Below are 20,514 nucleotides of genomic sequence, written 5' to 3'. Positions count from 1 at the left end.
GTTAGACGTGTCCCATCGCGTTTCGGTTGGCGTTGCGGATGTAGAAGAACCAGCAGACTGCCAGCATCAGGACGTAGGCTCCGACGAAACCGTAGAACGCCGGGGTGTAGGAGCCGCTGGCGGTGTTGGAGGCGTTGAGGACCTGCGGGATCACGAAGCCGCCGTAGGCGCCGATGGCCGAGATGAGGCCGAGGGCTGAGGAGGCGAGCCGCTGGGTGGCCACCGAGTCGGCACCCTTCCGGGCGGCACGGCTGTTCGTGGCGAAGATGATGGGGATCATCCGGTAGGTTGCGCCGTTGCCGAAGCCGCTGGCGGTGAAGAGCATCAGGAACAGGACAAGGAAGAGCCAGAAGTTCTTCAGCGGAAGGGTCCAGATCATGGTCAGCGTGATCACGGCCATGGACGCGAACGCAGCCACGGTCATCCGGGCGCCGCCCATGCGGTCAGCCATCCGGCCGCCGTAGGGGCGGGCCAGTGAACCGACCAGCGGGCCAAGGAAGGCCAGCGACAGTGCCACGGTGCCGACTCCAATGGAGGAGAACGCCGGGAAGTAGTCCTTGATGAGCTTCGGGAACACACCGGCGAAGCCGATGAACGAACCGAACGTGCCGATGTAGAGCAGGGCCATGATCCACAGGTGCGGTTCCTTCAGGGCGGCCACGGAACCGGCCACGTCCCCCTTGGCGCTGGTGAGGTTGTCCATGTACTTCCAGGCACCAAATGCGGCGATCAGGATGAACGGGACCCACATCCAGCCGGCCATCGGCAGGTTCACGCTGCCCACGGCGAGCAGGGTGATGACAATCGGGACGGCGAGCTGTGCCACGGCGGCACCCATGTTGCCGCCGGCGGCGTTCAGGCCCAGCGCCCAGCCCTTTTCGCGGGCGGGGTAGAAGAAGGTGATGTTGGCCATCGAGCTGGCGAAGTTGCCGCCGCCGAAGCCGGCCAGGGCTGCCACGAACAGCATGACGCCGAACGGGGTTTCCGGGTTGGAGACACAGAGTCCCAGGCCGATGGCGGGGATCAGGAGGAGGAGCGCGGACACAATGGTCCAGTTCCGGCCGCCGAAGCGGGGAACCATAAAGGTGTAGGGGATGCGGAGCGTGGCGCCCACCAGGCTGGGCATCGAGATCAGCCAGAAGATTTCCGAGGTAGTGAAGGTGAAGCCGGCTGCCGGGAGCTGGACCACCACGATGGACCACAGCTGCCAGACGACGAAGCCGAGGAACTCGGCGAAGATGGACCAGTTCAGGTTGCGGCGGGCGATCGCGCGGCCGGCGGACTCCCACTGCTCTTTGTTCTCGGCGTTCCAGTTGGCGATCCAGCGGCCGGGAAGGAATTCCAGGGCGGGTGCATGGGTTGTGCGGGTGGAGCCGGGCTGTGCGCTGGCGGATGAAGACACGCCTTTGTGCAACGGGTCGGTGTCTATATCTACGGAATTGCCGGTGCCGGCATCTGCGCTGCGATCAACAGTCACGGTGTACCTCCTCTTGGGGATGTTGTTCTTCCAAGGTAGGGACAGCGCGTTTCGCGGACGGTCGCGCTTTGTTAACGCGCTGTGACATTTGCCTATCTGGGGGTCCCGCAACGGTGTGAGGCGGCGTAGAGTAGCCAGAACTGAGACAAAGCCCACAAGTCCACATCCTGGACCTTTTGTCCATTGACTGGACGCCGGGAACTAATATTGAACTCTAACTAAACGCGCGCCGGGCTGCCCCCATGCCCGGGCCGGTTCTCATGAAAGTGTTCATAATGTCATCCACACAAACCACCGCGGAGCCAGGATCGCCCAAGGCGGTGAACTCGCGCGGCCGCGTGATTGTGGCCAGCCTGATCGGCACCACCGTTGAGTTCTATGACTTCTACGTCTACGCGACCGCCGCTGTGCTGGTCTTCCCGGCGCTGTTTTTCCCCAACCAGAACGAGACCACGCAGCTGCTGAGCTCCTTCGCCGTCTTCGGCGTGGCCTTCGTCGCCCGCCCGCTGGGGTCCATTGTCTTTGGCCACTTCGGTGACAAGTTCGGCCGCAAGGGCACCCTGGTGGCCTCGCTGCTGACCATGGGCATCGCGACCTTCCTGATCGGCTGCCTGCCTACGGCGCTCGTTCCGGGCTGGCAGTTCTGGGCCCCGGCCCTCCTCGTGGTGATGCGCTTCGCCCAGGGCCTGGCCCTCGGCGGCGAGTGGAGCGGCGCGGCCCTCCTGGCCACCGAGAACGCCCCCGCCAACAAGCGCGCCATCTACGGCACGTTCCCCCAGCTTGGCGCGCCCATCGGCTTTATCATCGCCAACGTCATCTTCCTCGTGGCCAGCTACGCCCTGTCACCGGCCGACTTCCTCGCCTGGGGCTGGCGTGTGCCGTTCCTGCTCAGCGCCGTTATGGTCATCATCGGGCTGTACGTCCGTCTCAAGCTGATCGAAACGCCTGCTTTCACCAAGGTCCTCGAGTCCAAGGAAGTTGCCAAGCTGCCCCTGGCCCGCGTCTTCAAGACCAGCTGGCGCAGCCTGATCCTGGGTACGTTCATCATGCTCGCCACGTACGTGCTCTTCTACCTGATGACCACGTTCACACTGACCTACGGCACCCGCGCCTCAAGCCTGGACGCCGCCAAGGCAGCCGCAGAAAAGGCCGGCAAGCCCATGTCCGAAGCAGCAGCCGCTGCATTCGTTCCGGGGCTGGGCTTCACCCGCAACGACTTCCTCTGGATGCTGATTGCCGGCGTTGTGTTCTTCGGCATCTTCACCCTGGTCTCCGGGCCGCTCGCCGAAAAGTACGGCCGCCGCAAGATGCTGCTTGCCGTAACGGCCGGCATCTTTGTCTTCGGCCTGCTGTTCGTCCCGCTCTTCAGCGGCGGCTTTGTGGGCACCATGGCCCTGCTGATCATCGGCTTCTCGCTGATGGGACTCACGTTCGGACCTATGGGCGCCATCCTGCCGGAGCTGTTCCCCACCAACGTCCGGTACACCGGTTCGGCCATCGCCTACAACTTCTCCAGCATCCTGGGCGCGGCCGTTGCACCGTTCATCGCCGTGTGGCTGTGGGAAATGGCGAAGGGCAGCCCGGTGCTGGTGGGCGTCTACCTCACCTCGATGTCGGTCCTGACGCTGTTCGCGCTGTTCGTCAGCAAGGAAACCAAGGACACGGACTACGAGAACAACGTAGCCTGACGTTCCAGCCCGGTTAGTGCCGGAAATGCCCGGCGCGTTCCCTGATATTCCGGGGAACGCGCCGGGCATTTCTGCGTCCGGGGGCCAGGCAACCGGGCAGGAACGCACGACGGCGGGGCGCACCCTGCGTGCGGGGCTCAGCTTGCGTAGCGGGCCGCGAAGTTCTTCAGGATGGTCATGGGCTCCGTGACCGTGAACCGGCGGGCCGCCGCCATGAGGTCCTCCGCGGACTCGGGCGGGAAGTACCCGGCATGGCGGTAGATATCGATCCGGGTGACCAGGCCCTCAACATCCAGTTCGGGATGGAACTGCGTGGCGTACAGGTTTTCTTTGATCCGGAACATCTGGACGGGGCAGGCCTGGGAGGACGCCAGCAGCACCGCATGCGGGGGCAGCGAGGTGCAGGCCTCCTTGTGGCCCGTGAAGGCGGTAAACCGGCGGGGCATCCCGCGCAGGACAGGGTCCGCTGCGCCGGCGTCCGTCAGTTCGATCTCCACGCCGCCCAGGGGCTCGCCGAACGTCCTGTCGATGACCGCACCCTGGTGGGTTCCCAGCGTCCCCACCCCGTAGCAGGCGCCGAGGAACGGAAAGTCCTGGTCCACGATCCGGTCCAGCAGCGCGGCAAGTTCCCGCTCCACGCGGTGCTGGGTGGCGCTCTTGTGGTCGGCAGGATCACTCGAGGTAAAGGGACTGCCGCCGACAATCACGCCGGAGTATTCCGAGAGATCCAGGTCCGGCAGGGGAGCAGCCTCCAGCCGGATGCGCCGGAGCTGTTCAGGTGCCAGGCCGCCGTACCGGAGGTAGGCGGCATACTCGTCCTCGGCGGCGGCGTCTTCGGCCCGGGAGGCCAGGAGCAGGAAAGGCTTCACACGCTAAGTGTGCCCCGGGCCGAAGTGCAACGCCAGAGCGCGGCCCCGCCCTCCCAAGTAGGTAGCGGTATCTGTCGTTTTGAGCACTCATAACGACAGATAGCGCTACCTAGTTGGGATGGACAGTGGTGTCAGTGTCCGGCAGGCTGACCTGTCGGCTGAACGAAGGACCGCCGGGACTGCGGCCGGGCGGCGGGATCGGCATGCCGGTGGACCAGCTTCCAATAGCCCTCTTCGCGGCGGAAGACGCTGGTCACCCGAAGCGCGAACTCCTCGGTCAGCGGGGCGCCCTCCAGGCGGGCCCGGAAGTGTTCGGTCTCCACAAGGAAGGCGGTGTCGCGTGCGGTATAGGACGTGATGGTGTCAAAGCCCAGCATCTCGCCGTCCTGGAACTGCCGGGAGGCCTGGTCCAGCCGGGCCTCCACCTGGGCCCAGCCGCGGGCTATCCCGCCGAACGGATTGGCCAGTGTGACGTCGTCAAGCCGGGAGTAAAGGTCCTTGACCGGCCCGGGATTGCCGCGGGTGATCTCCGGAACCGCCAGGTGGTATCGGTCAACTTCTTCTTCAAAACTGGGTGCGAGCATGGGTGCCTCCGGCGGGATCTAGTCTTCGATCGTGGCGATGACGGCGCCGGCCGAAACCGTCTCACCGGCCACGGCACCGAGTCCGGTAATGGTTCCGGGACGGTGGGCGGTGAGGGGCTGTTCCATCTTCATGGCTTCCAGCACCACCACAAGGTCGCCTTCGGCCACAACGTCGCCGTTGGCCACGGCAACCTTGACGATGGTGCCCTGCATGGGCGAGGTCAGGGAATTGCCGGTGGCGGCCGCCGCAGCGCCGCCCGAGCGGAGCCGTTTTTTGGACTTGCCGGCCCTGGCGTTCCCGCCGCCGGAACCGGTGCTGATGGCGCCCAGGGAGGCCGGCAGGACCACTTCGAGCCGCTTGCCGCCAACTTCAACCACCACGCGCTGGCGTTCCTCAGTGTCGTCGGCGGACGCGCCGGTTCCATCCGGCGTCCAGGCGGGAAGGTTGTTGACGAATTCGGTTTCGATCCAGCGGGTGTGGACCTTAAAAGGTCCCTCGGCCGGGGCAAAGTCGGGGTCGCTGACCACGGCAAGGTCGAAGGGGATAACAGTGGGGATGCCTTCCACCACCATTTCCTCCAGGGCACGGCGGGAGCGCTGCAGGGCCTGGGCGCGGGTGGCGCCCGTAACGATCAGCTTGGACAGCATCGAGTCGAAGTTGCCGCTGATCACGTCGCCCTGCTCCACGCCGGAGTCGATCCGAATGCCCGGGCCCGTGGGGTTCTTCAGGGTGGTGATGGTTCCCGGGGCAGGCATGAAGTTGCGGCCCGGGTCCTCGCCGGTGATGCGGAATTCGATCGAGTGGCCCCGGACTTCGGGGTCGCCGTAGCCCAGTGCCTCGCCGCGGGCCAGCCGGAACTGTTCGCGGACCAGGTCGATGCCGGTGACCTCTTCGGAGACGCAGTGCTCCACCTGGAGGCGGGTGTTGACCTCGAGGAAGGAGATGGTGCCGTCCTGGCCCACCAGGAATTCGCAGGTGCCGGCGCCGAGGTAGCCGGCTTCCTTCAGGATGGCTTTGGAGGATTCGTAGAGCCGGCGGTTCTGCTCTTCAGTGAGGAAGGGCGCCGGGGCCTCTTCGACCAGCTTCTGGTTCCGGCGCTGCAGGGAGCAGTCGCGGGTGGATACCACCACCACGTTGCCGTGGGCGTCGGCGAGGCACTGGGTTTCGACGTGGCGCGGGGCGTCCAGGAAGCGCTCGATGAAGCACTCGCCGCGGCCGAAGGCGGCCGTCGCTTCACGGACGGCGGAGTCGAACAGTTCGGGGATTTCCTCGCGGGTGCGGGCCACCTTGATGCCGCGGCCGCCGCCGCCGAAGGCGGCCTTGATGGCCACGGGCAGGCCGAACTTGTCCACGAATTCGAGGATTTCCTCGGCCGACTGCACGGGGTCGGCGGTGCCGGGGACCTGGGGTGCGCCCACTTTCTCGGCGATGTGGCGCGCCTGCACTTTGTCGCCGAGGGCGGAGATGGCCTCGGGGGACGGGCCGATCCAGGTGATGCCGGCTTCGATGACCTTGGCCGCGAACTGGGCGTTTTCGGCGAGGAAGCCGTAGCCGGGGTGGATGGCGTCTGCACCGGACTGGCGGGCAGCATCGATGATCTTATCCATCACCAGATAGGACTCGGCAGCGGTGTTGCCGCCCAGCGAGTAGGCCTCGTCGGCAAGCCGGACATGAAGGGCGTCCCGGTCGGGATCGGCGTAGACAGCCACGGAGGCGATGCCTTCATCACGTGCCGCGCGGATGATCCGAACTGCGATTTCGCCGCGGTTGGCGATCAGCACCTTGGTGAGGTTCGACTGCACGGGACTTGCGGACTGCTCCAAAATTGCTGACAAGGCGTCTCCTTCTTTCCTTCAGGGAGCCTAGCGCGATTTTGAGGGTTCCGCCGATATTACTTGCGGTTTCCGCGTGTAAACAGGCATGGCTTTGTAGGGAACCTACAAAGCCATGCCGAATCGGCCCGATTATTGCGCAGGTGACCGCGCAGGCCAAAGCTCCGTGATGCGCACGTTCGCCTGGCCCAGGAGTGCGCGCAGCGTCGAAATGGAAAGCCCGACGACGGTGTGCGGATCCCCGTCCACCTTCCGGATGAAGGCCCCGCCGAAGCCGTCGATGGTAAACGAACCCGCGCAGTGCAGCGGCTCGCCGGTGGCGATATAGGCGTCGATTTCCTCCGGGTCCATGTCGGTGAAATGGACCTCGGCGGAGGTGACCGCCCCGAGCGTGGCGCCGGATCCCGGTGCCGTGATGCCGTCGTCGTGCGTTTCGTCCGCGGCCGTCGCACGGCAGTCCACCAGCCAGTGCCCGGTGTGCAGCACCCCGCTGTTGCCGCTCATCCGGAGCATCCGTTCGCGGGCGACGTCGGCGGTATACGGTTTGCCGTGCGACTCGCCGTCGAACTCGAACACCGAGTCGCAGCCGATCACCAGCGTGCCCTCCGCGTCGGGCAGCGCGGCGACGGCCTCGGCCTTGGCGCGGGCCAGCAGCAGCGCGGTATCGTGCGCATCCGTGACTCCGTAGCGGGCCTGGATGGCGTCCTCATCCACGTCGGACACCAGCACGGTGTGCTGGATACCGGCGTCGGTGAGGAGTTTGGTGCGGGCGGGGGACTGGGATGCAAGGATCAGTCGGGTCACGGATTCAGCCTAGTGGACCGGCTGGTCCAGCTTCTGCGGCGTTGTGTCCAGGCGTTCGAGCTTGGCGCCCTCGACGTCCACGTCCGGCAGGATCCGGTCCAGCCATTTCGGCAGCCACCAGGTCTTTTCGCCGAGCAGGTACATCACGGCAGGCACGATGGTCATCCGGACCACAAAGGCGTCCAGCAGCACACCGAACGCCATGGCGAAGCCGAGGGGCCGGACCATGGTCAGGTGGCTGAAGATGAAGCCGGCGAACACGGAGACCATGATGATGGCGGCGGCCGTCACCACGGCACCGGCATGGCTGAAGCCGATCCGCACGGCGTTTTTGGCTGAGGCGCCGTGCATGTAGGACTCACGCATGCCGGAGGCAATGAAGACCTGGTAGTCCATGGCCAGGCCGAACAGCACGCCGATCAGGATGATGGGCAGGAAGCTCAGCACGGCTCCGGGGTTCGCGACGTCGAACACGCCGCCGAGCCAGCCCCACTGGTAGACGGCCACTACCAGGCCGAAGGCAGCAGCCAGCGAGAGCAGGAAGCCGCCGGTGGCCAGCAGCGGGACCACGATGGACCGGAACACCAGCAGCAGGAGGATCAGGGAGAGCCCGACGACGATCGCCAGGTAGGGCGGCAGGGCATCGCCCAGTTTGGTGGAGACATCGATGTTGCCGGCCGTCTGGCCGGTCAGCCCGATGGTGACACCGGTTTCGGCCTGGATCTGAGCGCCGCGTTCGCGGAGCTCGCTCACCACCTGGACGGTGCCTGCCTTGGCGGGGCCTTCCTCCGGGATGACCTGGAAGACGGCGGTGCGCCGGTCGTCACTCAGTGCCACCGGAACGGCGGCCACCACGTTGTCCACGCCCCGGATGAGGTCAGCGACGTCGTACTGCAGCTCCTGGGCCCGGGTTTCGTCCAGGCCGGCCGGGAACTCGCCTACCACCACGATGGGACCCGTGACGCCTTCGCCGAAGCTGCGGGCCGTGACGTCGTAGGCCTGGTAGGCCTCGGAATCGACCGGCTCGGATCCGCCGTCGGGCAGTGCGAGCTGCAGCTGCGCGGCAGGCAGGGCGAGGGTGCCCAGCAGAAGCACACCGGCGACGAGCGCCACGATGGGATGCCTGGTCACCAGCCCGCCCCAGCCGCGAGTGCTCTTGGCTTCGTCCCTGACCTGGTCGGCTGCTTCGTGGCCGGCTTCGGCGTTGTGGGCCTCGGCTTTGGCCCAGGCCCGCCGGGAAATGATGCGGCGGCCGATCAGGGACAGCATGGCCGGGGTCAGGGAGAGCGCCACCAGGACGGCTACCGCCACGGTACCTGCTGCCGCCAGGCCCATCACGCTCAGGAACGGCAGGCCCGGAACCACCAGCGCGGCCAGGGCGATGATGACAGTCAGGCCGGCAAAGAGCACGGCGTTGCCTGACGTTCCGGTGGCACGGGCCACGGATTCCTCAGGGTCCATACCCGCGAGCAGCTGGGTCCGGTGCCGGTTGACGATGAAGAGGGAGTAGTCAATGCCCACGGCCAGGCCAAGCATCAGGGCGAGCATGGGGGAGATGGAGCTCATGTCGAACGCTCCGGACAGGGCGAAGGTGATGCCCACGCCCACGCCGACGCCGATGATAGCCATCAGCAGGGGCAGCCCGGCCGCGATCAGGGTGCCGAGCATCAGGACCAGGACCAGGGCGGCCACGGCGATGCCGATGATCTCGGCGGTGCCGAAGAGTTCCGAGATGTCCTCGGTGATTTCCTTGCTGGCCAGCGCGGTGACGCCGGCTGACGAGGTTTGATGCGCGATGTCCTGGACCTGCTGGCGGATGGCGGGCGTCAGGGCATTGATGGAGGTGGTGAACTGCACCTGGGCCACCGCGGCCTGGTTGTCCAGGGAGACGAACCGGATACCGGCGGAGGCCTCAGCCTGCCGCTTGCCCAGATCCAGCTTGGCCTTCGCGGCCTCGAGTTCCTGGGCGCCGGCAGCAAGCTGTGCCTGGCCTTGGGCCAGAGCTGCCTTCTGCTGTCCCAGCCGCGCCTCGATGACCGCTGCGGGAGCGCCGGCGGCGGTGAGCTGCTGCTCTGCGGCACTGAGTTGCGCTGCCCCGGCGTCGAGCTCTGCCTTTGAGACGTCCAGTTGGGACTGGCCGGCGGCGAGCTGCTGCTCACCGTCGGTAATCGCCTGTCCGGCCTGGTCCAGCTGCGCCTGCGTGGCAAACGGATCGGTGGTGGCCTTGACGTCCGGCAGTTCCCCGAGCTCGGTCAGCGCGGCCGTGACGGCTGCGCGGCTCTCGTCGGTAAAGCCGCCGGCGGGGGCTTCGAAGACGATGCTGGCCGAACCGCCCGACGCCGCCGGGAGTTCCTCCTTCAGTTTGTCCGCGATGCGCTGTGTTTCGGTGCCGGGAATCTGGAAGTTGTTGGAGAGCGTGCCGTGGAAGGCGGCAGCCGAGCCGCCGACGGCCACCAGGACGGCAAGCCAGAGCGAGATGACCAGCCAGCGGTGACGGTAGGAGAACTTGCCGAGGCGGTAGAGCAGCAGGGCCATGTCAGAGCCGTTCTTTGAGGAGGGTGGGTGCAGTAATGGGAGCGGAGGTGGCTGGACCGCCGAAGCCTGTGCCGAGGTGGCCCATGGCATCAATCAGCAGTTGGCGCAGGACGGCGAGCGAGGCAGGCGAGAGGTCGGCGCCGCGTTGGGCGAACCAGACGTCCATGGCGGCTTTGCCGCAGGAGATGACCGAGCCGGCCAGTGCACGCAGATAGAGTTCGTCGACGGCGGTGCCCGGGGTTTTGGTGAACCGGTCGCGGGCGGCAGCGATGATCTGTTCGGTGCAGTGGTCCCATGCCTCAAGTTCGGAGCGTGACAGGAGCGCGTTCTCCTGGGTGAGGGTGAACAGTTCCGCAAGCGGTGCCACGGTCATGGGATCTGCCAGCTGCATGAGGGCTGCGCGCGCGGACTCAAGGATTGGTTCATCGGCGGGACGCTGCCGGAACTGCTGCAGGGCGCTGTCCAGGAACCCGTGCGTCACCGAGGCCAGTGCCGCCTCGATGCTGGAGAAGTAATTAAAGAAGGTGCGCCGGGAAATCCCTGCCGTCTCGGCGATGTCTTCCACGGTGAAGTTGCCCGGACCTTTTCCGCGCAGGAGTGCCAGGGCGGCGTCAGTGATGGCCTGGCGCGTGGCCGCTTTATTCAGCTCACGGCGCGAAAGGAGTTCGGGCATGAAGTTACACTACGTGCAAGTTTGCACGCCGCGCAAATTCATTCACAGGAAGATGAAAGGTTCCCGACAGGTCCGCCTGATGCTGCCGTTTGAGACTGGAAGAGTCCCCGTCGGGACACACCACCAGCCGTCACCGGACGGCAGATCCAGGAGACAGAAATGGTACGGACAAAAAGAGTTGCCGTTGGCCTGACGGCCACCGCCCTGGCCCTCGGAGCAGGGATCGGAATCGCCGGGGTGGCGTCAGCCACCACTACGCCGACGCCCGCCCCCAGCGCCAGTTCGACAGCGCCGTCGGATGGCAGCACCGGCCCCTCCGAAGGCAAGGGCGGACGTGGCGGACATGGACATGGAGGGTTCCGCGGCGTCGACGCTGCCGCCCTGGCCACCAAGCTCGGGGTGGAGGAAGCCAAGGTGACCGATGCGCTGAAGGCATTCCGTGAAGCCAACAAGCCTGCAGCCGGTACGGAGAAGGCCAAGCCGGCGGAGGGGACACGGCCCGACCCCGCGGTGCAGCAGGCCGGGCTTGCCAAGTCCCTCGCGGCCGCACTTGGCGTGGACGAGGCGAAAGTGACGGCGGCGCTGGCGGAACTGCGGACCGCTGACCAGGCAGACCGTGCTGCGGCGCTGAAGACGCGTCTGGACCAGGCCGTTACCGACGGCAAGCTGACCCAGGCCGAGGCGGATGCTGTGACCAGGGCAGTGGAGAACGGGGTGATCGGCGGCCGCTGACTGGCGGGCAGGGCATAGCAAACAAAGGAAGCCCCCGGGGAACAGTCAGTTTCCCGGGGACTTCCTTTAGGTGTGCACTTACCGGCCGGCGTCAGGCCTTCGCGTCGGCGAGCTCACGCCCGGCTTCGGTCGGGTCAGTACCCCGAACGGTGGCGGAGGGATCCGCAACCGTGGAGTCGTCGTCGTCCGCGAACGGGTTGCCGTTACGGGGCGCGTTGTAGAGCGTCTCGTCCAGGATGCCCTGGCGCTTGGACACGATGGCCGGGACCAGCGCCTGGCCCGCCACGTTGAGGGCGGTGCGGCCCATGTCCAGGATGGGGTCAACCGCCAGCAGGAGGCCGACGCCGGCGAGCGGCAGTCCCAGCGTGGAGAGCGTCAGGGTGAGCATCACCACGGCGCCGGTGGTGCCTGCGGTCGCTGCGGAGCCGAGGACGGAAACCAGTGCAATGAGCAGGTAGTGGCTGAGGTCCAGCTGGACGCCGAAGAACTGGGCCACGAAGATGGCGGAGATGGCCGGGTAGATCGCGGCGCAGCCGTCCATCTTGGTGGTGGCGCCCAGCGGCACGGCGAAGGAGGCGTACGCACGGGGAACGCCGAGGTTGCGTTCGGTGACCCGCTGGGTCAGCGGCAGCGTTCCGATGGACGAGCGGGACACAAAGGCCAGCTGCACGGCCGGCCAGACGCCGGAGAAGTACTGTTTGACGGAGAGGCCGTGGGTACGGACCAGGACCGGGTAGACAACGAACATCACCAGGGCCAGGCCAACGTAGATGGCGAACGTGAACTTGCCCAGCGCCCCGATGGTGTCCCAGCCGTACACGGCCACGGCGTTGCCGATCAGGCCAACGGTACCGATGGGAGCGATCCGGATGATCCACCACAGGACCTTCTGGATGACGGCCAGGGCAGAGGCATTAAGGGTGAGGAACGGCTCAGCGGCCTTGCCCACCTTGAGGGCGGCGACGCCGACGGCGATGGCGATGACCAGGATCTGGAGCACGTTGAAGCTCACAGCCGTGGTGACGGCACCGGATTCAGCCACCGTGGAGCTGGCACCGAGGCCGAGGAAGTTCTTGGGGAACAGCCCGGTGAGGAATGCCCACCAGTTGCCCACCTTGCTGGGTGCTTCGCCTTCGCCGGTGATGCCGGTGTTCGCGCCGGGCTGCAGGAGCACGCCAAGCCCGATGCCGATCAGGACCGCGATCAGGGATGTGATAGCAAACCAGAGCAGGGTGTTCCAGGCCAGCTTGGCGGCGTTGGACACCTGGCGGAGGTTGGAGATGGAACTGACCACCGCGGTGAAGATCAACGGCACAACGGCAGTCTGCAGCAGCGAGATGTAGCTGGAACCGACGGTCTGCAGCGTGGCGCCCAGGCCATTGGGCTCTGCCTTGGTGCTGCCGGTGTACTTGGCCAGCAGGCCGAGGCCCAGGCCCACAATGAGGGCGGCGATGATCTGGAAGCCGAACGAGCCAGCCCATTTGGGAAGCTGGAAGCCGGTCTTTCCTGCGGATTCGGGGGTGCGGGTTTGAGTGCTCACCAGAACACGCTAGGTCCGAAGCCCTTATCACTCCGAAAGGATGTTGAGAAATGTTACGGGGCAACCATCCGGCGTCAAGCGCTAAACGCCCGGATTTCCGGCGTCATTCAAGGTAATTGTGAAGTTATTCCCGGCGGCCGTGTGGCAAAAATCTCTAGGAAAGCAGTGCCCTGCGGAGGGTGTCCAAGCCCACCGAGCCGATGTTCAGTGCCTTGGTGTGGAAGGCCTTGAGATCGAAGCCGGGCCGGGATTCGAGGTCGGCGCGAATCTGTTCCCAGAGGCGCTGGCCCACCTTGTAGGACGGTGCCTGGCCCGGCCAGCCGAGGTAGCGCGTGAATTCGAAGTTGAGCTGGCCTTCGCTGATGGCCAGGTTCTCCTGGAGGAAGCCGTAGCCCTTCTCCGGCGTCCAGGTCCCGGAGCCCCAGCGTTCGGGCATCTCAAGTTCCAGATGGACGCCGATATCGAAGACCACGCGGGCTGCGCGCATCCGCTGCATGTCCAGCATGCCCATGTGGTCGCCCGGGTCGGAGAGGTAGCCGAGTTCCTGCATCAGCTTTTCGGCGTACAGGGCCCAGCCTTCGCCGTGGCCTGACGTCCAGCAGACGTTGCGCCGCCACTTGTTCAGAAGCTCCCGCCGGTACGTGGCCGTGGCTACCTGGAGATGGTGGCCGGGGACGCCTTCATGGAAGACCGTGGTGGTTTCGGCCCAGGTGGTAAATGTGTCCTCGCCTGCGGGAACGGACCACCACATCCGGCCGGGCCGGCTGAAATCATCGGAGGGGCCGGTGTAGTAGATGCCGCCCTCGTCGGTCGGTGCGATCAGACACTCAAGCTTCTTCATAACGTCGGGGATCTCGAAGTGCACCCCGGCAAGGTCGGCCACAGCCTTATCGGAGAGTTCCTGCATCCATGCCTTGAGGGCGTCCGTGCCCTTCAGTTGCCGTGCGGGGTCGTTGTTAAGGACGGTCTTCGCTTCCGCAATGGTGGCCCCCGGCTTGATGGCGGCGGCCACCTGCTCCTGCTCGGCGATGAGCCTGTCGAGTTCCTGCACTCCCCAGGCATAGGTCTCTTCGAGGTCGACGGCGGCGCCGAGGAAAGAGCGCGAAGCCAGCTCATAGCGTTCCCGGCCTACAGCATCTTTCGCCGGCGCGGCAGGCAGCAGTTCCGTGCGGAGGAAGTCCGCGAGGTCGAGGTAGGCGGAGCGCGCAGCGGCAGCACCGGCGTCGAGCTTTCCCTGCACAGTCGCCGGAAGGGGGCCCTCGGCGGTCCGCGCCCCGGCGGCGAGCTTGGCGAAGAAGCCATCGTCCGCGGCGTGTTTGGTGGTCTGCTCGATGACGATGGAAACCTGGCGGGCGGCGGCAACCTTGCCGTTGTCCCGTGCCTTGCGGAGGGAATCGGTATAGCCGGCGAGGGCACCGGGAACATTCAGCGCGCGCCCGGCGATGTGCTCCCAGTGCTCGGCGGTTTCTGTGGGCATCAGGTCGAAGATGGCCCGGATGTCCTGTGAGGGGGAGGCGATGTTGTTCAGGTTCGCTTCGTCCCACCCGGAGGCGTGGATTTCCAGCTGCAGGCCCAGGCGCTCGCGCATGGCGTCCAGGGTGACGGCGTCCACGTCATCCTGCGGTTCCAGTCCGTCCAGGGCGGCCAGGGCCTTGGCGGCTTCCGCCGCGAATCCGGCGATGCCGGCAGGGGAGTAATCGGGATACTCGGTCTCGTGGCCGGGGAGCCCGAGCTCGGTGGCGAAGGACGGATTCAACCGGATAAGCGTGTCGGTGTACTCATCTGCCACGGCATCGATGGCGGAGTGCGGACGGACAGCGGACGGGGTTTCGGTAGTCACCCCACGAGCCTAACCCCGGCTTCGCTTCCAGGCGCCGGGACCCGGCGTCGGCGCGAGCCGCAATTGCTGCCGGCGCACCCAGTGCCGGACCGTGGGCTTGTCCGACTCCGCAGCATCCATGCCGCCGAGGGAAAGTACGACGGCGGTCAGGGCCGCGAGTTCCTCGGCCGACGGGTCGCCCTTGACAACAGAGAGCAGCGGGCTGCTTTCCGGGGCCGGCGCATCGATCGCGGCCTCGGACACCGGGTTCCGGTCCTCGTTCACAGCGGGATGTTCCCGTGCTTCTTGGTGGGCAGGCTGGCCCGCTTGTCGCGGAGGGCGCGCAGGCCCCGGATGATCTGGACCCGGGTCTCGGAGGGGGCGATGACCGCGTCCACGTAGCCCAGCTCGGCGGCCTGGTAGGGGTTCAGCAGCTCTTCTTCGTACTGCCTGATCACCTCGGCACGGCGGGCCTCAACATCCCCGCCGGCCTCGGCAACGGCCGCAAGGTCGCGGCGGTACAGGATGTTGACCGCGCCCTGGGCGCCCATGACGCCGATCTGGGCCGTGGGCCAGGCCAGGTTCAGGTCAGCGCCGAGCTTCTTCGAACCCATCACGATGTAAGCCCCGCCGTAGGCTTTGCGGGTGATGACGGTCAGCTTGGGGACGGTGGCCTCGGCATAGGCGTAGAGCAGCTTGGCCCCGCGGCGGATGATCCCCTGGAACTCCTGGTCCTTGCCGGGCAGGAAGCCCGGAACATCCACGAGCGTGATGATGGGGATGTTGAAGGCGTCGCAGTGGCGGACGAACCGGGCGGCCTTCTCGGAGGCGGCGATGTCCAGGGTGCCGGCAAACTGCAGCGGCTGGTTGGCCACGATCCCCACCGTGTGTCCCTCCACGCGGCCGTAGCCGATCATGACGTTGGGGGCGTACAGGGACTGCATCTCCAGGAAGTGTCCGTCATCCACAATCTGCTCGATGACGGTGCGCATATCGTAGGGCTGGTTTGCCGAGTCCGGCACGAGGGCATCCAGGGCGAGGTCGTCGGCGTCGGGCTCCAAATCCTGCTGGTGCTCCAGCACCGGCGCCTCGGCGAGGTTGTTCGACGGCAGGAAGTCCAGCAGTTCGCGGACGAAGCCGATGGCGTCGGCCTCATCGGAGGCAAGGTAGGTGGACGTGCCCGTGGTGGCGTTGTGCTGCCGGGCGCCGCCCAGGGTTTCCATGTCCACGTCCTCGCCGGTGACGGTCTTGATGACGTCAGGCCCGGTGATGAACATGTGCGAGGTCTTGTCCACCATCACCACGTAGTCGGTGAGTGCAGGGGAGTAGGCCGCGCCGCCGGCGGAGGGACCCATGATGAGGGAGATCTGCGGGACCACGCCGGAGGCATGGACGTTGTTGCGGAAGATGTCCGCAAACATGGCCAGCGAGGCAACGCCTTCCTGGATGCGGGCGCCGCCGCCGTCGAGGATGCCCACCACGGGGCAGCCGTTGCGCAGGGCGAATTCCTGGACCTTGACGATCTTCTCGCCGTTGACCTGGCTCAGGGATCCGCCGTACACGGAGAAGTCCTGGCTGTAGACCGCCACCGGACGGCCGTCCACGGTGCCGTAGCCGGAGACCAGGCCGTCACCGAGCGGCTTTTTCTTGTCCATGCCGAAAGCGGTGGAGCGGTGGACCGCCAGCGCATCCAGTTCCACAAAGGAGCCTTCATCCAGGAGGAGTTCGACGCGCTCGCGGGCCGTGTTCTTGCCGCGGGCGTGCTGCTTTTCGACGGCTTCGGGACCGGATGGCTGCTCTGCACGGGCCTGGCGGTCGCGGAAGTCGGCGATTTTTCCCGCTGTCGTGGTCAGATCGTGGCTCATCAAGTGTCTCCGGCTCTGTAGCAGATTGGTGCGTAACAAATATGGTGCTGCGTGCGGTGGTGGCAGGCCGGTCAGGTGCGGGATTTAAGTAGCTTCCACACAAAAAACGAACCCTGCTGGCTAGTCTAATGACGCATCTGCGCCGCAAGGCTGTAGAAAACCTACAATTTTCCGTCCCTTCCGGCGGCCAAGACGTATGTTACTGGTCAGTAACATAACTCGGCTACAGTGGAGCCCATGACTTCCAGCAACGATGCCGCACCTCCGTCCCGGGCCGCCGTCGAAACTCCGTACCGGGCTGCCGGTTCCTTGCGTGGCCGCACCATCCTGATGTCCGGCGGCAGCCGCGGGATCGGGCTGGCGATTGCCATCAGGGCCGCCCGGGACGGCGCCAACATTGTCCTGCTGGCCAAGACCGGCCAGCCGCACGCCACGCTAGCGGGCACAGTGCACAGCGCCGCCGAACAGATCGAAGCCGCCGGCGGCCAGGCGCTCGCCATCGTGGGCGATGTCCGAAACGACGGGGACGTGGCCGGCGCGGTGGCGGCCGCCGTGGAACGCTTCGGCGGGATCGACGTCGTCCTGAACAACGCCTCCGCCATCGACCTGTCCACCACGGACAACGTCGACATGAAGCGCTATGACCTGATGCAGGACATCAACGTCCGCGGGACCTTCCTGCTGTCAAAGCTGGCGTTGCCTGCGTTGCGCAAGTCAGGCAACGGCCACATCCTGACACTCTCGCCGCCCCTGAACCTCGACCCCAAATGGGCCGGCAGGCACCTGGCGTACACCATGGCCAAATACGGCATGAGCCTGACCACCCTCGGTTTGGCCGAGGAGCTCAAGAACGATGGCATCACCGTCAACTCCCTCTGGCCCTGCACCCTCATCGATACCGCCGCCATCCGTAATATGCCCGGCGGCGAGGCGATTGTGCAGGCAGCCCGCGGGCCGCAGATCATGGCCGATGCGGCCCATGCCATCCTGACCGGCGGCAATCACGGCGGCGCTGCGCTGCCTGGTGCCGCCGCTGCCGGAGAGGGGCCGGCCAGTGGCAACTTCTACACCGACGAGCAAGTGCTCGCGGCTGCGGGAGTCACGGACTTCCGTCCCTACAGTCTTGGGGCCGCCGAGGACCAGCTGGTTCCGGACATTTTTCTCTGAGGCCGTTCCGGCCATGTGGCCGCCGGAACAGCCGCCGGTGGTCCGTGAGTCGATAGGATTCAACCATGGCTGACACACACACCCCAGGAAGTCCATTGAACCGTGGGGCCTTGGCGGAGCAGGATTTCCTGGCCGCCACCGGCATCGCGAAAATGGTTGTGGTGGACTCCACCGGATCCACGAATGCAGACCTCCTGCGGGCAGTGACTGTTGAGCCTAAAGAGTGGCCTGACCTGTCAGTGCTGACGGCTGAGTACCAGACCGCAGCGCGCGGCCGGCTTGACCGGAGCTGGGAAGCGCCGCCGCTGAGTTCCGTGTCAGTTTCCATCGTGCTGCGGCCGGTCAACGCGGAGGGCAGGCCCTTGCCCACACATACCTATTCCTGGCTTTCATTGTTGGGCGCGCTGGCGCTGCGGCAAACGCTCCTGGAGACAGCCGGCCTTCCGGCTGAGCTCAAATGGCCCAATGATGTCCTGGTCCGCGGCCGCAAGATCGCCGGGATCCTGGCCCAAATGGGGCCCATGGGCGACGGCTCAGTGCCGGCGGTCATCCTGGGGACCGGGCTGAACGTGACTCTGACGTCCGAGGAACTGCCCGTGCCCACCGCAACGTCCGTGGCACTCGAGCAGCCGCTGACGGTTGACCGGACCCAGCTGCTCAAGAGCTACCTGGCGCACTTCGCAGTGCTCTACCGCAGCTTCTGCAACGCCGATGGCGATCCCACAGCCGGGCTGGCAGGCGGCCCGTCCCTCCACAAACGCGTGGAGTCCGTGATGGTGACGCTGGGCAGCCAGGTCCGCGCGCAGCTGCCGGGCGACCACGAGATCATCGGGCATGCCACCAGGCTGGATGAGTACGGTTCGCTGCTCGTGGTGGATAAGGACGCCCGGGAACATGTGGTGACCGCCGGCGATGTGGTGCACCTGCGTCCCTGGACCCCGCCGGGCCAGGGTACCGAAGGCGGGTATGCGTAAAGACCTCGCGCCGGGCGAGCAGGTCATTACGATCACCCGTCCGCAGCCGAGGAAACTGGCCGGTCCGGCCGCTGCGTTCATTGGCGCACCCGCCGCTGCTGCGTTTGCCAGTGCCTGGACGCTGCGGGGCGAGGCCACCCGCCTGGTGCCGGCGGTTTCCGCAGACTGGACGCCATGGATCGTTCTTGCCTGCCTGCTGGCCGTCGCCTGGGTCTGGCTGGCGTATTGCCTGCCCGGGCTGCTCCGGTGGCAGGGAACGCGATACATCCTCACGAGCCGGAGGGTTATTGCGCGTTACGGCATGATGCGCCGCCGGGACGAACAGGTTAATCTGGCCTCCGTCCGCAACGTGACGGTCCACCAGTCGGTGGTGCAGCGGATATTGCGCTCCGGGAATATATCCTTGGAAACCGGGTACCAAAGTGTGGTGACCATCCCGGACGTCCCGGAAGCCGCACGGTTCCGGGACTTTGTGCTGGATGCCGTTGCTGACCTGCCCGTGGGCAGGGATCCGGAGACTGACGACGTGTCGGATTATGCCGACGACATCCTGCCGTGGGAATTGAGAGAAGGTGGACACGATGAACGATGAGGACGAAGAGGGCCAGGCCGCCCTGCCAACCCCCGCGGCCGAGAGTGCCCACCCGCCAACCGGCACGCTGTCCGTCGAACGGTTGGCGGCCAAGGCACTCGAGGCGAGGCTCCTCGGCGGGGAGCGGAAGCTCCGGCGCCGCGAAGTGGCGGCTGGCGCCGGTTTGTCGCTCCTGTCTGCGCGGAAGCTGTGGCGGGCCCTCGGTTTCCCGAACTTCGGCGACGATGACGTGGCCTTCACCGAACGCGACCAGGCAGCGCTCTCGACGGTGGTGGACCTGGTCCGCTCCGGGGTCCTCACCGAAGAGGCTGCCATCTCGGTGACGCGGGCCATCGGACAGATGACCGATCGCATGGTGGTCTGGCAGATCGAGGCCCTGGTGGAGGACATGGTCCACGAGCAGGGTGTCACCGATGCCGTGGCCCGCAAGCGCCTGGTCCAGGAACTGCCGGCCCTGCTGGACGCGCTCGAGCAGATGCTTGTCTATTCGTGGCGGCGCCAGCTCAACGCCGGCGTCCAGCGGCTGGCCGTCCGTGCCGAGGCCGGTCTGCAGGCCAGCGAGGAAGGCCGTGAGGGCGACGAGGATGACGCTCCGCTGCCGCTGGCACGCGCGGTGGGCTTCGCTGACCTGGTTTCATACACGAGCCTGTCCCGCCGGATGAACGAAAAGACCCTCGCCCGGCTGGTCCAGCGCTTCGAGAACAAATGCGCCGAGATCATCTCGGTGGGCGGTGGCCGGCTGGTCAAGACCGTCGGCGACGAAGTCCTGTACATTGCGGAAACGCCGGCTGCCGGCGCCGAGATATCACTCGCCCTGGCTCAGGCATTCACCGAGGATGAGATCCTTCCCGAAGCGCGCGTGGCCATGGTCTGGGGACGGATCCTGTCCCGGCTGGGCGACATCTATGGTCCCACCGTGAACCTCGCGGCCCGGCTCACCACCCTCGCCGACCCGGGCACGGTCCTGATCGACTCCATGACGGCATCAGCGCTGGACCAGGACGAACGCTTTATCCTGGTTCCGCAGCCGGCCGAAAATGTGCGCGGGTTCGGCGAAATCCACCCTGTGCTGCTGAAGCGCGGCGCGGGCAGGGGCCTGGTGCTCGACTAGTTTGGCTGCTCCGGAAAAGCCGGCGCGGCGTACGCCAGAGGCTGGGGGATCCGCTGAGCTGCGGGTTTATCCAGTTGTTGGTGTATCGCGCTATAGTCGTCTGTGGCGGCTGGCAGGTTTCTGCGGGGTGAGGGTAGGGAGCCCCACCGCAGACCGTCAGGCAATGTCAGCATTATTCCGGCGTCTCTATGGGGGAGTGGCGGAACCGGCCCGTGGTGGCTACCAGGGGCAATTTAGCTGCCATCAGGCAG

Annotated in this window: 17 protein-coding genes; 6 read left to right on the top strand and 11 right to left on the bottom strand. The window is 66.1% G+C overall.

Annotated elements, in window-relative coordinates; all coding sequences use genetic code 11:
• Position 1: 1 nt before the first annotated feature.
• Positions 2–1,477, bottom strand: a complete 1,476-nt coding sequence (locus GUV69_RS08225) for an MFS transporter (protein WP_164201358.1) — start codon at positions 1,475–1,477, stop codon at positions 2–4.
• Between the two features lie 275 nt (positions 1,478–1,752).
• Between GUV69_RS08225 and GUV69_RS08220 the strand changes: the two genes are divergently transcribed.
• Positions 1,753–3,165, top strand: coding sequence for an MFS transporter (locus tag GUV69_RS08220; protein ID WP_164201357.1), 1,413 nt, complete (start codon positions 1,753–1,755; stop codon positions 3,163–3,165).
• 137 nt (positions 3,166–3,302) lie between these two features.
• Here the strand turns inward: GUV69_RS08220 and GUV69_RS08215 are convergent, their stop codons facing one another.
• From GUV69_RS08215 to GUV69_RS08190, 6 genes are all read right to left on the bottom strand, one after another.
• On the bottom strand, positions 3,303–4,034 hold the full coding sequence (locus GUV69_RS08215; RefSeq protein WP_164201356.1) for a glutamine amidotransferase: 732 nt from the start codon (positions 4,032–4,034) through the stop codon (positions 3,303–3,305).
• A 131-nt stretch (positions 4,035–4,165) separates the two neighbouring features.
• The gene (locus GUV69_RS08210) at positions 4,166–4,618 is read right to left on the bottom strand and encodes a YybH family protein (protein WP_164201355.1); all 453 of its coding nucleotides are present in this window, start codon (positions 4,616–4,618) and stop codon (positions 4,166–4,168) included.
• An 18-nt stretch (positions 4,619–4,636) separates the two neighbouring features.
• Positions 4,637–6,454, bottom strand: a complete 1,818-nt coding sequence (locus tag GUV69_RS08205; protein WP_244292654.1) for an acetyl/propionyl/methylcrotonyl-CoA carboxylase subunit alpha — start codon at positions 6,452–6,454, stop codon at positions 4,637–4,639.
• A gap of 129 nt (positions 6,455–6,583) precedes the next feature.
• Positions 6,584–7,255: a Maf family protein gene (locus tag GUV69_RS08200; protein WP_164201354.1), complete on the bottom strand. Its 672-nt coding sequence runs from the start codon at positions 7,253–7,255 to the stop codon at positions 6,584–6,586.
• 9 nt (positions 7,256–7,264) lie between these two features.
• Positions 7,265–9,790, bottom strand: coding sequence for an MMPL family transporter (locus GUV69_RS08195; RefSeq protein WP_164201353.1), 2,526 nt, complete (start codon positions 9,788–9,790; stop codon positions 7,265–7,267).
• A gap of 1 nt (position 9,791) precedes the next feature.
• A complete protein-coding gene (locus tag GUV69_RS08190; RefSeq protein WP_164201352.1) occupies positions 9,792–10,463 on the bottom strand; it encodes a TetR/AcrR family transcriptional regulator in 672 nt (223 codons plus the stop codon).
• A gap of 159 nt (positions 10,464–10,622) precedes the next feature.
• On the opposite strand from GUV69_RS08190, the gene GUV69_RS08185 reads away from it, so the two are divergent.
• A complete protein-coding gene (locus GUV69_RS08185) occupies positions 10,623–11,195 on the top strand; it encodes a hypothetical protein (RefSeq protein WP_164201351.1) in 573 nt (190 codons plus the stop codon).
• Positions 11,196–11,286: 91 nt separating this feature from the next.
• Here GUV69_RS08185 and GUV69_RS08180 read toward each other — a convergent pair whose 3' ends face one another.
• The 4 genes from GUV69_RS08180 to GUV69_RS08165 all read right to left on the bottom strand — a co-directional run bounded on the left by GUV69_RS08180 (position 11,287) and on the right by GUV69_RS08165 (position 16,419).
• A complete protein-coding gene (locus tag GUV69_RS08180) occupies positions 11,287–12,735 on the bottom strand; it encodes a dicarboxylate/amino acid:cation symporter (RefSeq protein WP_164201350.1) in 1,449 nt (482 codons plus the stop codon).
• 154 nt (positions 12,736–12,889) lie between these two features.
• Complete coding sequence (locus GUV69_RS08175) at positions 12,890–14,575, bottom strand: DUF885 domain-containing protein (protein ID WP_164201349.1); 1,686 nt, start codon at positions 14,573–14,575, stop codon at positions 12,890–12,892.
• Positions 14,576–14,584: 9 nt separating this feature from the next.
• On the bottom strand, positions 14,585–14,839 hold the full coding sequence (locus tag GUV69_RS08170; RefSeq protein ID WP_164201347.1) for an acyl-CoA carboxylase subunit epsilon: 255 nt from the start codon (positions 14,837–14,839) through the stop codon (positions 14,585–14,587).
• Positions 14,836–16,419, bottom strand: coding sequence for an acyl-CoA carboxylase subunit beta (locus GUV69_RS08165; protein ID WP_164201345.1), 1,584 nt, complete (start codon positions 16,417–16,419; stop codon positions 14,836–14,838). Before GUV69_RS08165 ends, GUV69_RS08170 begins: the two co-directional genes overlap by 4 nt.
• A 237-nt stretch (positions 16,420–16,656) precedes the next feature.
• Between GUV69_RS08165 and GUV69_RS08160 the strand changes: the two genes are divergently transcribed.
• The 4 genes from GUV69_RS08160 to GUV69_RS08145 all read left to right on the top strand — a co-directional run bounded on the left by GUV69_RS08160 (position 16,657) and on the right by GUV69_RS08145 (position 20,263).
• Positions 16,657–17,586 (top strand): SDR family oxidoreductase, encoded by a 930-nt coding sequence (locus GUV69_RS08160; protein ID WP_164201343.1) that lies wholly within the window; start codon positions 16,657–16,659, stop codon positions 17,584–17,586.
• Positions 17,587–17,651: 65 nt separating this feature from the next.
• Positions 17,652–18,560, top strand: coding sequence for a biotin--[acetyl-CoA-carboxylase] ligase (locus tag GUV69_RS08155; protein WP_164201341.1), 909 nt, complete (start codon positions 17,652–17,654; stop codon positions 18,558–18,560).
• On the top strand, positions 18,553–19,152 hold the full coding sequence (locus GUV69_RS08150) for a PH domain-containing protein (protein ID WP_164201338.1): 600 nt from the start codon (positions 18,553–18,555) through the stop codon (positions 19,150–19,152). Before GUV69_RS08155 ends, GUV69_RS08150 begins: the two co-directional genes overlap by 8 nt.
• Positions 19,142–20,263: an adenylate/guanylate cyclase domain-containing protein gene (locus GUV69_RS08145; protein ID WP_164201336.1), complete on the top strand. Its 1,122-nt coding sequence runs from the start codon at positions 19,142–19,144 to the stop codon at positions 20,261–20,263. Before GUV69_RS08150 ends, GUV69_RS08145 begins: the two co-directional genes overlap by 11 nt.
• The last annotated feature ends 251 nt before the right edge of the window (positions 20,264–20,514 follow it).

Source organism: [Micrococcus luteus] ATCC 49442 (assembly GCF_010367585.1).
Classification (GTDB): Bacteria; Actinomycetota; Actinomycetes; order Actinomycetales; family Micrococcaceae; genus Arthrobacter; species Arthrobacter luteus_A.
Note: the sequence above shows the minus strand (reverse complement) of the source record. Positions and strands in the feature narration are given on the sequence as shown.

What these genes read in the sequence shown, in the direction of transcription:
- GUV69_RS08145 (WP_164201336.1), top strand. Translation starts at nt 19,142, where the DNA reads ATGAACGATGAGGACGAAGAGGGCCAGGCCGCCCTGCCAACCCCCGCG.
- GUV69_RS08165 (WP_164201345.1), bottom strand. Translation starts at nt 16,419, where the DNA reads ATGAGCCACGATCTGACCACGACAGCGGGAAAAATCGCCGACTTCCGC.
- GUV69_RS08190 (WP_164201352.1), bottom strand. Translation starts at nt 10,463, where the DNA reads ATGCCCGAACTCCTTTCGCGCCGTGAGCTGAATAAAGCGGCCACGCGC.
- GUV69_RS08155 (WP_164201341.1), top strand. Translation starts at nt 17,652, where the DNA reads ATGGCTGACACACACACCCCAGGAAGTCCATTGAACCGTGGGGCCTTG.
- GUV69_RS08220 (WP_164201357.1), top strand. Translation starts at nt 1,753, where the DNA reads ATGTCATCCACACAAACCACCGCGGAGCCAGGATCGCCCAAGGCGGTG.
- GUV69_RS08210 (WP_164201355.1), bottom strand. Translation starts at nt 4,618, where the DNA reads ATGCTCGCACCCAGTTTTGAAGAAGAAGTTGACCGATACCACCTGGCG.
- GUV69_RS08185 (WP_164201351.1), top strand. Translation starts at nt 10,623, where the DNA reads ATGGTACGGACAAAAAGAGTTGCCGTTGGCCTGACGGCCACCGCCCTG.
- GUV69_RS08160 (WP_164201343.1), top strand. Translation starts at nt 16,657, where the DNA reads ATGACTTCCAGCAACGATGCCGCACCTCCGTCCCGGGCCGCCGTCGAA.
- GUV69_RS08150 (WP_164201338.1), top strand. Translation starts at nt 18,553, where the DNA reads ATGCGTAAAGACCTCGCGCCGGGCGAGCAGGTCATTACGATCACCCGT.
- GUV69_RS08195 (WP_164201353.1), bottom strand. Translation starts at nt 9,790, where the DNA reads ATGGCCCTGCTGCTCTACCGCCTCGGCAAGTTCTCCTACCGTCACCGC.